Origin of the sequence: Chelativorans intermedius (assembly GCF_025398255.1) — a bacterium.
GTDB lineage: Bacteria > Pseudomonadota > Alphaproteobacteria > Rhizobiales > Rhizobiaceae > Chelativorans > Chelativorans intermedius.
The window spans coordinates 45,790-58,626 of the sequence record NZ_JAODNW010000005.1 but is presented as its reverse complement, the minus strand read 5'-3'; the positions used below and the strand labels follow the sequence as shown (position 1 = coordinate 58,626).

Here is a 12,837-nt window from a genome sequence, read left to right as displayed (position 1 = left end):
GGCGCGTCCCGCGTGTCGCACCATAACACCACAAAGACGGCGATGACGAGGCACAACAGGCCGAACCGCCCGCAGGCCCGATCACGACCGCGTTAACGGGGCCCGTTGCTATTTGCGGTCCACCGCCCCCACATCGAGCAATGGCGAGGCGTCGATGGCGCCGGCATTCAGCATCGCGCCCACCCGCTCCAGCGCGGCGACGATCATCGCCTGCTCCCAGTCCGGCAATGCCTCGAACTGCTGGGAGAAGGTGCGCTGCAGCGGATCGGGCGCCGCCTTGAGCATCTCAAGCCCGGCCTGTGTGGGCGCCACCCAGACGACGCGGCGGTCCTGCTCGCCGCGCGTGCGCGTCACCAGGCCCCGCGCTTCCAGCTTGTCGACGAGCGAGGTGGCCGTCGCCTGCCCGACGCCGGCCCGCGCTGCAATGTCCTTCGGGGTCAGGCGGCCGGCGGCAGCAACGATCTCCAGCACGATGAGCTGCGGCGTCGTCAGCCCCGTGGCGCGCGCCAGCGTGCGGGCGTTGAGCTCCGTCGCGCGCAGGATGCGCCTGAGCGCGATGAGACTGGTTTGGGTGCGGTTTTCCATGGGCAGCGCTTTGCCGAGATGAAGGAGATACCTTGATAGCAGAAAAAATATGATTTGATTAGCGAATGAATTTTGAGCGAAAAATCAGACAGAAAGCCCGCCTTTTGCCGAATGGCAACGAAAATTTATACGCTCAGCTGTTGAAATATCCTTCGCCTATCATAATATCCGGCCCGCCAGGAGAGGAGAGCAATGCAGAGCGAAAAGATACAGCTTGTCCGAAAACGATCCGACGAAATCACGTTCCGCGCGCCGCGCACCGAAGACGGCACAGCCGTGTGGCGCCTCATCAGGTCCTGCGAGCCCCTCGACGAGAACTCCCTTTACTGCAATCTGCTTCAGTGCGACCATTTCAGCGATACCTGCGTGGTCGCCGAGCGCCGGGCAGACGGCGCCGTCGTCGGCTGGATTTCCGGCTACCTGATGCCGGACGACGATTCGATCCTGTTCGTCTGGCAGGTCGCCGTGGATGAAAGCGTGCAGGGTCAGGGCATCGCCAAGAGAATGCTTTCGGCGCTTCTCGCCCGCCGCGCCTGCGCCGGCGTGCGCACGCTCAAGACGACGATCACCCCCGACAATGCGGCTAGCTGGGCGCTGTTCAGGTCTTTTGCCCGCAGCCAGGGCGCGGAGCTGAAGGACGCGCCCTATTTCCGCAAGGACCGGCATTTCGACGGGGCGCACGCCACCGAGCATATGGTGACGATCCTGCTGCCGGAGGAGGCGCTGAGCGCCGCCTGATCGAGGCCCGACGCCACGTCGCCACCCGGCATCCATCCAACCCGAAGGGAAAACCATGACGACCGTACCAACGGACGATAAGGCCATCTTTGAACGACGCGAGTCGGCTGCGCGCAGCTACTGCCGCAGTTTCCCGACCGTGTTCGACAAGGCGAGAGGTTCGATCCTCGCCGACAGCGACGGACGCGAGTATATCGACTTTCTGGCCGGCTGCTCCACGCTCAACTACGGGCACAACGATCCCGACATGAAGGCAGCGCTGGTCGAGCACATTGCCGGCGACGGCGTGGCGCACGGGCTCGACATGCACACCCGCGCCAAGGCCGACTTCCTGGAAGCCTTCGAGCGCATCATCCTGAAGCCCCGCGGGATGGACCATCGGCTGATGTTCATGGGGCCGACAGGCGCCAATGCCGTGGAGGCGGCTCTCAAGATCGCCCGCAAGGTGACGGGCCGCACCAATGTCGTGGCCTTCACCAACGGGTTCCACGGGGTGACGCTCGGGGCGCTCGCCGCCACCGGCAACGGCTATCATCGCGGCGGCGCCGGCCTGCCGCTGTCGGGCGTCACGCGCATGCCCTTCGAGGGCGCGATGGGCAAGGACGTCGATACCGCCGACCTGTTGAACCGCATGCTGGCCGAGCCCTCCAGCGGCATCGAGCCGCCGGCGGCGTTCATCCTGGAAACGGTGCAGGGCGAAGGCGGGCTCAACGCCGCCTCCCGCCAGTGGGTGCGCCGCATCGCCGAGATCGCCCGCGCCCATGGCGCGCTTCTCATCATCGACGACATCCAGGCGGGCTGCGGCCGCACCGGCCCCTTCTTCTCCTTCGAGGAGATGGGCATCGCGCCGGACATCGTGACCATGGCCAAGTCGCTGTCGGGTTTCGGCCTGCCCTTCGCCGCCCTGCTGGTGAAGCCGGAACACGACGTGTTCGGCCCGGCCGAGCACAACGGCACGTTCCGCGGCAACAACCATGCCTTCGTGACTGCGCGCGTGGCGCTGGAGAAGTTCTGGAGCGACGGCCGCTTTCAGGAAACGGTGCTGGACAGCGCCGCCTATCTGAAATCGCGGCTGGAAGACATCGCCCGATACCTTCCCGGCGCGCGCCTCAAGGGCCGCGGCATGATGCTTGGCATCGACGTCGGCTCCGGCGCGCTGGCGGAAGAGATCTGCACGCGCTGTTTCGACCGCGGCCTCGTCATCGAGACTTCCGGCGCCCATGACGAAGTGGTCAAGGTGCTCGCCCCGCTGACCATCGACCGCGAGACCTTCGCGCGCGGCCTCGACATTCTCGAAGCGGCGGCGCGCGAGATTGCCCAGTCCACCAGGATCGCAGCGGAGTAAGCCCATGATCGTGCGTGACCTGAACCAGATGAAGAACAGCGAGCGTCACATCTTCTCCGACGGCTGGGACAGCGTGCGGCTGCTTCTGAAGTCGGACGGGATGGGCTTTTCGTTCCACATCACCACCATCCACGCCGGCGCCGAGCTTGCGATGCACTACAAGAACCACCTCGAAAGCGTCTATTGCATGGAGGGCACCGGCACCATCGAGGATTGCGCCACCGGCGAGGTCCATCAGATCAGGCCGGGGGTGGTCTACGCGCTCGACAAGCATGACAAGCACATCCTGCGCGCCGACAGGGACGCGCCGATGGTCATGGCTTGTGTCTTCAATCCCCCGGTCACGGGCAACGAGGTTCACCAGGACGACGGCTCCTACGCGCTGGAGGCCGAGTCGGCATGACGTGAACGCCGACGGAACCGAAAGAAGAAGGAGAACGAAGAATGTCTGCCATTACGGAACCGACCGAACGAAGACAGGACCCCTATCCCAGCCGCCTGCCCGAGGAGCGCTGGCTGCCGCGCCAGGACAAGACGGTGTGGAGCCAGTGGCGCCCCGACGCGCCGCTCACCGCGCAGCAGGCCGACCAGTTCGACCGGGACGGCTTTCTGGTGCTCAAGGACCTTTTCACGCCGGAAGAGGTGAAGGCGCTGATGGCCGAATCGGCGGCGCTGCGCGGCGGCGAGCGCACCTTGATGGAAGGCAGCGTGATCACCGAGCCGGGCTCGGACGAGGTGCGCACCGTCTTCAGGCTGCCGGAGCAGAGCCCGCTGTTCGACCGGCTGGCCAGAGACCGCCGCATTGCCGGCATCGCCCGCTTCCTGCTTGGGGATGAGGTCTACATCCACCAGTCGCGCCTCAACTACAAGCCGGGCTTCACCGGCAAGGAGTTCTACTGGCACTCCGATTTCGAGACGTGGCACGCCGAGGACGGAATGCCGCGCATGCGCGCCGTCTCCGCCTCGCTGCTGCTTACAGACAATGACGCCCTCAATGGCCCGCTCATGCTCATGCCGGGCTCGCACAAGACCTTCATCGCCTGTGCGGGCGAAACGCCGGAGGACAACCACAAGTCCTCGCTCAAGAAGCAGGAAGTGGGCGTGCCCTCCCATGCGGCCCTCACCAAGCTTGCCGCCGAGCACGGCATTCACGCAGCCACGGGCAAGGCAGGCACGCTGGTGCTGTTCGACTGCAACACGATGCATGGCTCGAACGGCAACATCACGCCGTTCCCCCGCTCCAACGCCTTCTTCGTGTTCAACGCCGTGTCGAACAGGCTGGAAGAGCCCTTCGGCGCCAGGAAGCCCAGACCGGATTTCCTGGCCGATCGCAGCGAGCCGAAGGCCATCGACATCGCGTCCGGCAAGCTGGTGTAGGAGAAACGGTCCAGACCATGACACCAAGAGCGGAAGAGACGCACGCCGCAGCCAGCCGCGGCGTGCAGGAAGGTGCGCCCGGCGGCCACACGGTCGAGAAGATCGGCGGCACCTCCATGAGCAGGGCACGCGAGCTCATCGACACCGTCCTGATCGGCCAGCGCCGCGGGGAAGCGCTTTACGGCCGCGTGTTCGTGGTTTCCGCCTTCGGCGGCATCACGGACAGGCTGCTGGAGCACAAGAAGTCGGGCGAGCCCGGAGTCTATGCCCAGTTCGCGCGCGCCGACAACGAGCACGGCTGGCTCGACGCGCTGAGCGCCGTCAGCCATGCCATGCAGGAGATCAACGCCGCGATGTTCGACGACGCCGGCGACCGGCACGCGGCCAACGATTTCGTGCGCGAGCGCATCGAGGGCGCGCGCGGTTGCCTGATGGATCTGCAGCGCCTGTGCTCCTACGGCCATTTCCAGCTCGTCGAGCACATGCACACCATCCGCGAAATGCTGTCGGCGCTGGGTGAGGCCCATTCGGCGAACAATCTGACGCTGCTGCTGCGCCGCCACGGCGTGAACGCCCGCTTCATCGACCTGACGGGCTGGCGCGACGAATCCCAGCCCAGCCTGGAGGAGCGCATCGCAGATGCCTTCGCCGAGGTCGAGCTGGCGCGCGAGCTGCCCATCGTCACCGGCTATGCCCAATGCCGCGAGGGGCTGATGCGCGAGTTCGACCGCGGCTATTCCGAGGTCACCTTCGCGACGATTGCGGCGCTGACCGGCGCGCGCGAGGCGATCATCCACAAGGAGTTTCACCTCTCCAGCGCCGATCCGCGCCTGGTCGGCATGGAGAACGTGCGCAAGATCGGACGCACCAACTACGATGTCGCCGACCAGCTCTCCAACATGGGCATGGAGGCGATTCACCCGAAGGCCGCCAAGAAGCTGCGCCAGGCGGGGGTGCCGCTGCGCGTGGCCAATGCCTTCGAGCCGCACGACCCCGGCACGCTGATCGACGCCGAGCCGGCAGAGGCGCCGGGGGTGGAGATGGTCACCGGCCTGCCCGTCACCTCGCTGGAGCTCTTCGAGCAGGACATGGTGGGCGTGAAGGGCTATGACGCGGCCATCCTGGAGGTGCTCACGCGCCATCGCGTGCGCATTGTCTCCAAGGTCTCCAACGCCAATTCGATCGTGCACCACATCGAGGCGCCCCTGAAGACCATACGCCGCGTCGAGCGGGACCTGACGGAGCGCTATCCCTCCGCGCGCATCACCACGCGCCGCGCCGGCATGGTGTCGGTCATCGGCCGGGACCTGACGGGCCTCGACGTCATGCTCCAAGGGCTGACGGCGCTGGGCGATGCCGGCATCCGGCCGATTTCGGCACAGGAGACCGGCCGTGGTGTCGACGTGCAGTTCGTGGTGGGCTACGAGGAGCGCGAGGCGGCGGTGAAGGCGCTGCACCGCGCCTTCATCGAGGGGGAGGAAAACCCGCGCCTGGCAAGGGCCGCCTGAGGCGCCGGCCGAGGGTGCAGCCCGGCGTTCTGCCGCCGCCTCACGCCCCGAGGGGCGGCAGATGGCTTTCCAGATAAGGGCGCAGATGCGCGTGCTGCCTTGGCAGTTTCAGCGCCTCGCCCAGATGCGCCAGATCCTCGTCGCGCGCAAAGCCGGGTTCGTTGGTGGCGATCTCGAAGAGGACGCCGCCCGGCGCCCGGAAATAGATGGACAGGAAGTAGTCTCGGTCGATCACCGGCGTGACCGCGAAGCCCTCCTTGACAAGCGCCTCGCGCACGCCGCGCTGGGCGGCTATATCGGCCACGGCAAAGGCGATGTGATGCACCGAGCCCGCGCCCTGGCGCGCCGGGGCCGCCATTGCGTCGGTCTCCAGATCGACGATGTCCGCACCGTTGCCGCCGGCGCGCGCCATGCGGCGCACGGAGCCCTCGGCGCCGACGCTCTCGAAGCCCATCAGCGCGAGCAGCTCCTCCGTTCCCGCGCTATCGTCGAGCAGGAGCGAGGCGGAGTGAAAGCCGCGAATGGCGTGCTCGGCGGGGATGCCGGCACCCGTCCAGGGCGAGCGTCGATCCTGCGCCGTCTCGACGAGTGCAAAGCCGTCCCCATCGGCTCCGTGGAAGTGAAGGCGCGCCTCGCCGAACCGACCGCCGCGCGCAAGCCCGCCGACCCCGTGAGCGGCCAGATGCTTCTCCCAGAAATCGAGACTGCCTTCGGGAACGGAAAAGACCGTGGTGCCGACCTCGCCCGCCCCGCGCACGCCGACCACGACGTTGGGGAAGGGGAAATAGGTCATCACCGTGCCCGGCTCGCCGGTGCCGTTGGCATAGTAGAGATGGTAGACCTCCGGCGCGTCGAAATTCACCGTCTTCTTGACGCGACGCAACCCCATGACGGTGGTCAGGAAGCGGTCCGTGCGGACGGCATCCTTCGCCAGAGAGGTGATGTGGTGAATGCCTTCGATGGTCTTGAGCATGGCAGCGCTCCTTGCGTTGGAATGGCCCACAGATGTGGCCTCTCGGCCGCGTGCAAAAGCCGCCCTCGTGGATAAGCACTGTTTCCGCCACGGCGACAGTGCTCTTTTCCCTTTCCGTGCAAACCGGCCCCGCAACGGCAAGCGCTGCGGAGCCTTGAGGCATTCAGGCCGAAGGAGCGGCTTCTATTCGGCGATCTCTTCTTCCTTGGCGGCATCCTCCCGCGAGGTGGAGGCCGTCTCGAGATCCTCGGCGGAAGCGGGCGGCGTCTCCCTCACATCGGCATCCGCCGGCATGGGCCTGTAGGCGGAACGATCGAACGCCTGCTGGGCGCGCAATGCGTCCTCCGTGGTCTCGACCACGAGCCAGCGCTCGCCGCCTTGCTGCTCGAACCAGCGCACGAGGTCGTATTCGAGAGCCACCTCCTTCTGTCCGATACCGAGGAAGCCGCCGACGCCGACGACAATCGCCTCGACATTGCCTTCCTTGCCGATCACCAGGTCGTTGACGGAGCCGATATTCTCCGCGCCCTCCCCGGTGCCGTTGTAGACAGCCTTGCCGATGATGTCGGAGGCCAGGTTGCCCTCGGCGCGAATGAGCATTTCGACCGGCTGCTGTTCGGTCAGCGTGGGGTCGGTTGTCGTGGTCGTGGTGGTTTGTGCCATGGCACTGCCGGCTGCCAGAAGCGCAACCAGTGAGCCGGTCGCCAGAGTGTTGCGGATCATGAGAATTTCTCCTTGTGTAGCGTCTTGCACATCGGTGCACAGCGCCCACCGCCCGGCAACGCGTTGCCTGCGCGTCCGTTGCTCTCCTTCAAAACGCTTTGTCCTGGGAAGAAGTTCCCTGCCGACGCTGCTGCCCGGCGCCGCTCAGGCGACGTTCGTCGCCTGAGCGGCAATCGAATCGGGGCCGAACTCGCCCTCGCCCTCGATGCCGAGGATGTCCTGAAGGCGGGCGCGGGCGCGGCTGACGCGGCTCTTGATCGTGCCCACGGCACAGCCGCAGATGGCCGCTGCCTCCTCGTAGGAAAAGCCGGAGGCGCCGACGAGAATGATCGCCTCGCGCTGGTCTTCGGGAAGAAGCGCCAGCGCCTTGCAAAAATCGGCAAGATCGGAGGAGCTCTCCTGGCTGGGACGCACGGAAAGGCTCTCCGTCATCGTTCCCTCCGCATCCTCCACTTCGCGCCGCCGCTTGCGCATCTGCGAATAGAACTCGTTGCGCAGGATCGTGAACAGCCAGGCCCTCAGATTCGTACCGGGCTGGAAGCTGTCCTGCTTGCTCCATGCCTTGACCAGGGTCTCCTGGACGAGATCGTCCGCCCGGTCGGCATCCTTGGCAAGCGAGATCGCGAAGGCGCGCAAGGTGGGCACCGCGGCCAGCAGACCGTCTCGAAAGGTCGGCGTCCCGGTCATGCTCAATCCTCTTTGGCGGCCTGGCGCGGCGTGTTGAGCTTCTCCTTCTTTTCCAGCTCGCTCAAAAGCTGGCTGAAGCGGTCCGGTACCTCATCCGAAATCAGCGCATCATAATATTGCTTGAGCTTGCGGCCTATCTCCGAGTTCGGCCCCAGCGGATCGGAGACGAGGCGGCGCTTGTGTGAGTTTCGTCTTCTGTCGGAATTCTGCTTCGTCATACCCTTTTCAAAGCCCGTCTCGCATCCCGTTCCCGTGCGCTTCCTGCCCGCCATGGAGCGACCGCGGGTCGGGCAAGGTCGGGTGGAAACGCCAGCGGCGCCCGATTGTTCCCCCGTCGGGGAACTTTCGCCGGCAAGCGGCGTTGGGAATGGACCTTGCATCCGCCGCATTTCCAGAAGGAGAGATCGCCAGCATGAGCCTTTCAGCGAGAATCGCGCCGCACCTGCCCTATCTGCGCCGGTTCGCCCGGGCGGTTTGCGGATCGCAGACCAGCGGCGATGCGCTGGTTGCCGCAACGCTCGAGGCGCTGGTCTCCGATGTCTCCATTTTTCCCGAGGCATCGAACGACCGCGTGGCACTGTACCGGCTTTTCGTCGAGCTGTCAGAGAGCCTCGACATCCGTGTGCCGCAGGCGCAGCCCAGCTCCGCCTGGGAGCAGCGCGCAGCCGCCAACCTTTCCGCCCTTGCCCCGCAGCCGCGGCAAGCCTTCCTTCTGGTGGCGGTGGAGGGGTTCGAGACGCCCGAGGCCGCCGAGATCCTGGCGGTCGAGGAGGCGCGGCTGGAGACGCTGCTGCGGGAAGCAAGCGACGAGATCTCGCGCCAGATGGCGACCGACATCATGATCATCGAGGACGAACCGCTGATCGCCATGGACATCGAGGAGATGGTGGAAAGCCTCGGCCACCGCGTCGTCGGCACGGCGCGCACCCGTCGCGAGGCGGTCGCGCTGTTTCAGAAGACCGCGCCGGGCATGGTGCTGGCCGACATCCAGCTTGCCGACGGCAGCTCGGGGATCGACGCCATCAACGAGATCCTGGAGAACGATCCGGTCCCCGTCATCTTCATCACGGCTTTCCCCGAACGGCTGCTGACGGGGGAAAGGCCGGAGCCGGCCTTTCTCGTCACCAAGCCGTTCAATCCCTCCATGGTGAAGGCGCTCATCAGCCAGGCCCTCTTCTTCGACCGGCGGACAAGGGCCACCGTCTGAGGCGGCGGCCTATGCGCCCACGTCAAAATGCAGCCGCTTGGCCGAGAGGATGGACTGGGTCGCCAGCAGTTCCTGAAGCACGTTCTGCGGAAACGGTGCATCGAGATAGAGCAGCGCGATGGCATCTCCCCCCGGCCGGTTGCGGCCGAGCTGGAAGTTGGCGATGTTCACCCCGTGCTTGGCACACACGGTGCCGAGCAGGCCGATGATGCCCGGCGTATCGTAGTTGGTGGTGTAGAGCATATGCTCGCCCACCTCCGCATCGAGATTGATGCCCTTGATCTGGATGAAGCGCGGCTTTCCGTCGGAAAACACCGTACCGGCGATGGAGCGGGTCTTGGCCGAGGTCTTGACCGTGAGCTTGATATAGCCGTCGAAGACGCCCGACTTGTCGCGCTTGACCTCCGAGACGATGACGCCGCGCTCCTTGGCCATGATGGGAGCGGAGACCATGTTGACGTCGGAGACCTGCGGCCGGATGAGGCCGGCCAGCGTGGCGCTGACGAGGGCGCGCGTGTTCATGTTCGCCGTGGCGCCATCGAAGACCACCTCCACCTCGCGGATCGGCTCCTCCGTCACCTGGCCGACAAAGGCGCCCAGCACCTCCGCCAGCTTGATGAAGGGTTTCAGGCGCGGCGCCTCTTCGGCGCTGATGGAGGGCATGTTGATGGCGTTGGTGACCGCGCCCTTGATGAGATAGTCCGACATCTGCTCGGCAATCTGCAGCGCCACGTTCTCCTGCGCCTCGGTGGTGGCCGCGCCGAGATGCGGCGTGCACACCACGTTGGGCAGGTTGAACAGCGGATTCTCCGTCGCCGGCTCGACCTCGAACACGTCGATGCCCGCGCCCGCCACCTTGCCGGACTTCAGCGCCTCGACCAGATCGGCCTCGACGATCAGCCCGCCGCGCGCGCAATTGATGATGCGCACGCCATCCTTCATCTTGGCGATCGCCGCCGCGTCGATGATGCCCCTTGTCTTGTCGGTGAGCGGGGTGTGCAGGGTGATGAAGTCCGCGCGCGCGAACAGCTCGTCGAGCTCCACCTTCTCCACGCCCAGCTCCTCGGCCCGCTGGGTGGACAGGAAGGGATCGAACGCCACCACATGCATCTTCAGCCCAATGGCGCGCATGGCCACCACGGAGCCGATGTTGCCGCAGCCGATCACCCCCAGCGTCTTGCCGGTGATCTCCACGCCCATGAAGCGGTTCTTTTCCCACTTGCCGGCGTGGGTGGAGGCATTGGCCTGGGGGATCTGCCGCGCCACGGCGAAAAGCATGGCGATGGCGTGCTCGGCGGTGGTGATGGAGTTGCCGAAGGGCGTGTTCATCACGATGATGCCGCGGCGCGAGGCGGCCGGGATGTCCACATTGTCGACGCCGATGCCGGCGCGCCCGACAACCTTGAGATTGGTCGCCGCATTGATGAGCTTTTCCGTCACCTTGGTGGCCGAGCGGATGGCGAGCCCGTCATACTTGTCGATGACGGAGAGCAAGGCTTCCTTGTCCTTGCCGAGGTCGGGCTCGTAGTCGACCTCGATGCCATGCTGCCTGAAGATGTCGACCGCGGTCGGCGAAAGCTTGTCGGAAACGAGTACGCGAGGTGCCATGTCGAGGCTCCGTGTTTCGATCGGGAGTGATGAGGCCGTGAGGCGGCGGGCTCAGGGGCGCGCGAGCGCCGCCTTCTGCTCGTGGAATGCCCAGTCGAGCCAGGGCATCAGGGCTTCGAGATCGGCGGTTTCCACCGTCGCGCCGGCCCAGATGCGCAGGCCCGGAGGCGCGTCGCGATAGTGGCCGATGTCGTAGGCTGCGCCTTCGGCCTCCAGCCTGGCGACCATACCCTTGGCGAAGGCTGCCTGGGCCGCGGCGTCGAGGCGCGTCACGGCCTCGTCGACGATCGACAGGCACACGGAGGTGTTGGAGCGCGTGGCCGGGTCCTCTGCCAGATGCGCCAGCCATCCGCTCTTTTCCACGAAACGGTCGATGACGGCGAAATTGGCGTCCGCGCGCGCGATCAGACCGTCGAGTCCGCCGACCGACTGCGCCCAGGAAAGGGCATCCAGATAGTCCTCCACGCACAGCATGGAAGGGGTGTTGATGGTCTCGCCCCTGAAGATGCCCTCGATGAGCTTCCCACCCTTGGTGAGACGGAAGATCTTCGGCAGCGGCCAGGCGGGTGTGTGGCTTTCAAGCCGTGCCACCGCGCGGGGAGAAAGGATCAGCACGCCATGGGCGGCTTCCCCGCCCAGCACCTTCTGCCAGGAGAAGGTGACGACATCGAGCTTCCGGAAATCGAGGCGCTGGGCGAAGGCGGCCGAGGTGGCATCGCAGATGGTCAGGCCGCCGCGCGTCTCGGGAATGAAGTCGCCGTCGGGCACGCGCACGCCGGAGGTCGTGCCATTCCAGGTGAACACCACGTCGCGGTCGAAATCCACCTGCGAGAGGTCCGGCAGCTTTCCGTAGTCGGCCTCGATGCGGCGCACGTCCGAAAGCCTGAGCTGCTTGACGACATCCGTCACCCAGCCGGCGCCAAAGGACTCCCAGGCCAGCATATCGACGCCGCGCGCACCCAGGAGCGACCAGAGCGCCATCTCCACCGCCCCCGTGTCGGAGGCGGGCACAATGCCGATACGGTAGTCTTCGGGAACCTGAAGCACCTCGCGCGTCAGCGCGATGGCGCGGGCGAGCTTTTCCTTGCCGATCTTGGCGCGGTGGGAACGGCCGAGCGCAGCATTCTTCAGCACCTCGGGTGTCCAGCCCGGGCGCTTTGCACATGGTCCTGACGAGAAATGGGGATTTGCCGGACGGATGTCCGGCTTCTTGTGTGTGGTCATGGTGGTCTACCCTTCCAGATAGCACGCCCCTCGGTGGGGAGGGGTGGCCCACGCGGGGACTTAGCGGAAAGCCCTCCGCGGCGCAAGGAAAAAGGCAGACCGGGCGTGCGGCAATGTGCCGGCGCTACCAGAGGTCGTAGCGAAGCCCCACCCGCAGCTGATGGAAGTCGATGCCGTCCTTCACTGCGCCGGAGGCGAGGTCGCGATATTCCGCGCTCGGCGCGCTGAGATACTGATAGCCGACATCGACGGAGACGTTGCGCGTGAGCTGATAGGCAACGCCCGCATTGAGGCTGTAGGCGAATTCATACTGCCTGTCCGTCTCGGCATAGGCTACGCCCAGCGTGGGCGAGTTCACCCTCAGCTCCTGCTTCGAGTAGAGAAGGCCCGCGCCGGCGCCGACATAGGGCGTGATGCCTACGAAGGTGCCGAGATCCACATAGCCGTTGACCATTGCGGCCAGCGTCCTGTTCTCGGCCGAAGCGAAGTCGACCCCGTCGTCGTGGTAAAAGCTGTCGTCCCCGATATAGGCCAGATTGACGTCGGCGCGCAGCATGTCCGTGAAGTGATAGCCCATGCCGATGCTGCCGCCGAAGCGGTTGTTGTCCGCCTCGGTGCCGAAAAGGCGGACATCATAGACCGAGTCGTTGAGGGCATAGGTGACGTCGCCGCGCAGATACCATCCGGAGCCGACTTCCACCGGCACATATTGCGGCGCGTCGAGGGGGATCGAAAGGTCGTAGTCGGCCGCTCCGGCCGCCATGGGCATGGCCAGGACGCCGATCGCCCCCGCCAGGGAAAAATGCCTGAAGAACAATGATTTCGACATGATGATCGACCCCGCAGGATGTGACGGAGCGGC

14 protein-coding genes are annotated in these 12,837 nt (G+C 65.7%); 6 read left to right on the top strand and 8 right to left on the bottom strand.

Annotated features, from left to right (window positions below):
- Positions 1 to 108: 108 nt before the first annotated feature.
- Positions 109 to 585 (bottom strand): MarR family winged helix-turn-helix transcriptional regulator, encoded by a 477-nt coding sequence (locus NYR58_RS06045; protein ID WP_261519589.1) that lies wholly within the window; start codon positions 583 to 585, stop codon positions 109 to 111.
- 192 nt (positions 586 to 777) lie between these two features.
- On the opposite strand from NYR58_RS06045, the gene ectA reads away from it, so the two are divergent.
- From ectA to NYR58_RS06020, 5 genes are read left to right on the top strand one after another with little or no spacing between them, the layout of a single operon-like run.
- The gene (ectA, locus tag NYR58_RS06040) at positions 778 to 1,323 is read left to right on the top strand and encodes a diaminobutyrate acetyltransferase (RefSeq protein ID WP_261519588.1); all 546 of its coding nucleotides are present in this window, start codon (positions 778 to 780) and stop codon (positions 1,321 to 1,323) included.
- Positions 1,324 to 1,378: 55 nt separating this feature from the next.
- On the top strand, positions 1,379 to 2,668 hold the full coding sequence (ectB, locus tag NYR58_RS06035) for a diaminobutyrate--2-oxoglutarate transaminase (protein ID WP_261519587.1): 1,290 nt from the start codon (positions 1,379 to 1,381) through the stop codon (positions 2,666 to 2,668).
- A 4-nt stretch (positions 2,669 to 2,672) separates the two neighbouring features.
- Positions 2,673 to 3,071, top strand: a complete 399-nt coding sequence (locus NYR58_RS06030; protein ID WP_261519586.1) for an ectoine synthase — start codon at positions 2,673 to 2,675, stop codon at positions 3,069 to 3,071.
- Between the two features lie 41 nt (positions 3,072 to 3,112).
- Entirely contained in the window at positions 3,113 to 4,045 is a 933-nt protein-coding gene (gene thpD, locus NYR58_RS06025) for an ectoine hydroxylase (RefSeq protein WP_261519585.1), read from the top strand.
- Between the two features lie 17 nt (positions 4,046 to 4,062).
- Positions 4,063 to 5,553: an aspartate kinase gene (locus tag NYR58_RS06020; RefSeq protein ID WP_261519584.1), complete on the top strand. Its 1,491-nt coding sequence runs from the start codon at positions 4,063 to 4,065 to the stop codon at positions 5,551 to 5,553.
- A gap of 40 nt (positions 5,554 to 5,593) precedes the next feature.
- Here NYR58_RS06020 and NYR58_RS06015 read toward each other — a convergent pair whose 3' ends face one another.
- The 4 genes from NYR58_RS06015 to NYR58_RS06000 all read right to left on the bottom strand — a co-directional run bounded on the left by NYR58_RS06015 (position 5,594) and on the right by NYR58_RS06000 (position 8,154).
- Complete coding sequence (locus tag NYR58_RS06015; protein WP_261519583.1) at positions 5,594 to 6,526, bottom strand: VOC family protein; 933 nt, start codon at positions 6,524 to 6,526, stop codon at positions 5,594 to 5,596.
- 183 nt (positions 6,527 to 6,709) lie between these two features.
- Positions 6,710 to 7,249, bottom strand: coding sequence for a PRC-barrel domain-containing protein (locus NYR58_RS06010; RefSeq protein ID WP_261519582.1), 540 nt, complete (start codon positions 7,247 to 7,249; stop codon positions 6,710 to 6,712).
- Between the two features lie 144 nt (positions 7,250 to 7,393).
- Positions 7,394 to 7,936, bottom strand: coding sequence for a sigma-70 family RNA polymerase sigma factor (locus NYR58_RS06005; RefSeq protein WP_261519581.1), 543 nt, complete (start codon positions 7,934 to 7,936; stop codon positions 7,394 to 7,396).
- Between the two features lie 2 nt (positions 7,937 to 7,938).
- Positions 7,939 to 8,154: a NepR family anti-sigma factor gene (locus tag NYR58_RS06000; RefSeq protein WP_261519702.1), complete on the bottom strand. Its 216-nt coding sequence runs from the start codon at positions 8,152 to 8,154 to the stop codon at positions 7,939 to 7,941.
- 194 nt (positions 8,155 to 8,348) lie between these two features.
- On the opposite strand from NYR58_RS06000, the gene NYR58_RS05995 reads away from it, so the two are divergent.
- Positions 8,349 to 9,143: a response regulator gene (locus NYR58_RS05995; RefSeq protein ID WP_261519580.1), complete on the top strand. Its 795-nt coding sequence runs from the start codon at positions 8,349 to 8,351 to the stop codon at positions 9,141 to 9,143.
- 9 nt (positions 9,144 to 9,152) lie between these two features.
- Here NYR58_RS05995 and serA read toward each other — a convergent pair whose 3' ends face one another.
- From serA to NYR58_RS05980, 3 genes are all read right to left on the bottom strand, one after another.
- The gene (serA, locus tag NYR58_RS05990) at positions 9,153 to 10,751 is read right to left on the bottom strand and encodes a phosphoglycerate dehydrogenase (RefSeq protein WP_261519579.1); all 1,599 of its coding nucleotides are present in this window, start codon (positions 10,749 to 10,751) and stop codon (positions 9,153 to 9,155) included.
- Positions 10,752 to 10,802: 51 nt separating this feature from the next.
- Positions 10,803 to 11,975 (bottom strand): phosphoserine transaminase, encoded by a 1,173-nt coding sequence (locus NYR58_RS05985; protein WP_261519578.1) that lies wholly within the window; start codon positions 11,973 to 11,975, stop codon positions 10,803 to 10,805.
- 124 nt (positions 11,976 to 12,099) lie between these two features.
- Positions 12,100 to 12,804 (bottom strand): outer membrane protein, encoded by a 705-nt coding sequence (locus NYR58_RS05980; protein WP_261519577.1) that lies wholly within the window; start codon positions 12,802 to 12,804, stop codon positions 12,100 to 12,102.
- Between the last annotated feature and the right edge of the window lie 33 nt (positions 12,805 to 12,837).

What these genes read in the sequence shown, in the direction of transcription:
- NYR58_RS06045 (WP_261519589.1), bottom strand. Translation starts at nt 585, where the DNA reads ATGGAAAACCGCACCCAAACCAGTCTCATCGCGCTCAGGCGCATCCTG.
- ectA (WP_261519588.1), top strand. Translation starts at nt 778, where the DNA reads ATGCAGAGCGAAAAGATACAGCTTGTCCGAAAACGATCCGACGAAATC.
- ectB (WP_261519587.1), top strand. Translation starts at nt 1,379, where the DNA reads ATGACGACCGTACCAACGGACGATAAGGCCATCTTTGAACGACGCGAG.
- NYR58_RS06030 (WP_261519586.1), top strand. Translation starts at nt 2,673, where the DNA reads ATGATCGTGCGTGACCTGAACCAGATGAAGAACAGCGAGCGTCACATC.
- thpD (WP_261519585.1), top strand. Translation starts at nt 3,113, where the DNA reads ATGTCTGCCATTACGGAACCGACCGAACGAAGACAGGACCCCTATCCC.
- NYR58_RS06020 (WP_261519584.1), top strand. Translation starts at nt 4,063, where the DNA reads ATGACACCAAGAGCGGAAGAGACGCACGCCGCAGCCAGCCGCGGCGTG.
- NYR58_RS06015 (WP_261519583.1), bottom strand. Translation starts at nt 6,526, where the DNA reads ATGCTCAAGACCATCGAAGGCATTCACCACATCACCTCTCTGGCGAAG.
- NYR58_RS06010 (WP_261519582.1), bottom strand. Translation starts at nt 7,249, where the DNA reads ATGATCCGCAACACTCTGGCGACCGGCTCACTGGTTGCGCTTCTGGCA.
- NYR58_RS06005 (WP_261519581.1), bottom strand. Translation starts at nt 7,936, where the DNA reads ATGACCGGGACGCCGACCTTTCGAGACGGTCTGCTGGCCGCGGTGCCC.
- NYR58_RS06000 (WP_261519702.1), bottom strand. Translation starts at nt 8,154, where the DNA reads ATGACGAAGCAGAATTCCGACAGAAGACGAAACTCACACAAGCGCCGC.
- NYR58_RS05995 (WP_261519580.1), top strand. Translation starts at nt 8,349, where the DNA reads ATGAGCCTTTCAGCGAGAATCGCGCCGCACCTGCCCTATCTGCGCCGG.
- serA (WP_261519579.1), bottom strand. Translation starts at nt 10,751, where the DNA reads ATGGCACCTCGCGTACTCGTTTCCGACAAGCTTTCGCCGACCGCGGTC.
- NYR58_RS05985 (WP_261519578.1), bottom strand. Translation starts at nt 11,975, where the DNA reads ATGACCACACACAAGAAGCCGGACATCCGTCCGGCAAATCCCCATTTC.
- NYR58_RS05980 (WP_261519577.1), bottom strand. Translation starts at nt 12,804, where the DNA reads ATGTCGAAATCATTGTTCTTCAGGCATTTTTCCCTGGCGGGGGCGATC.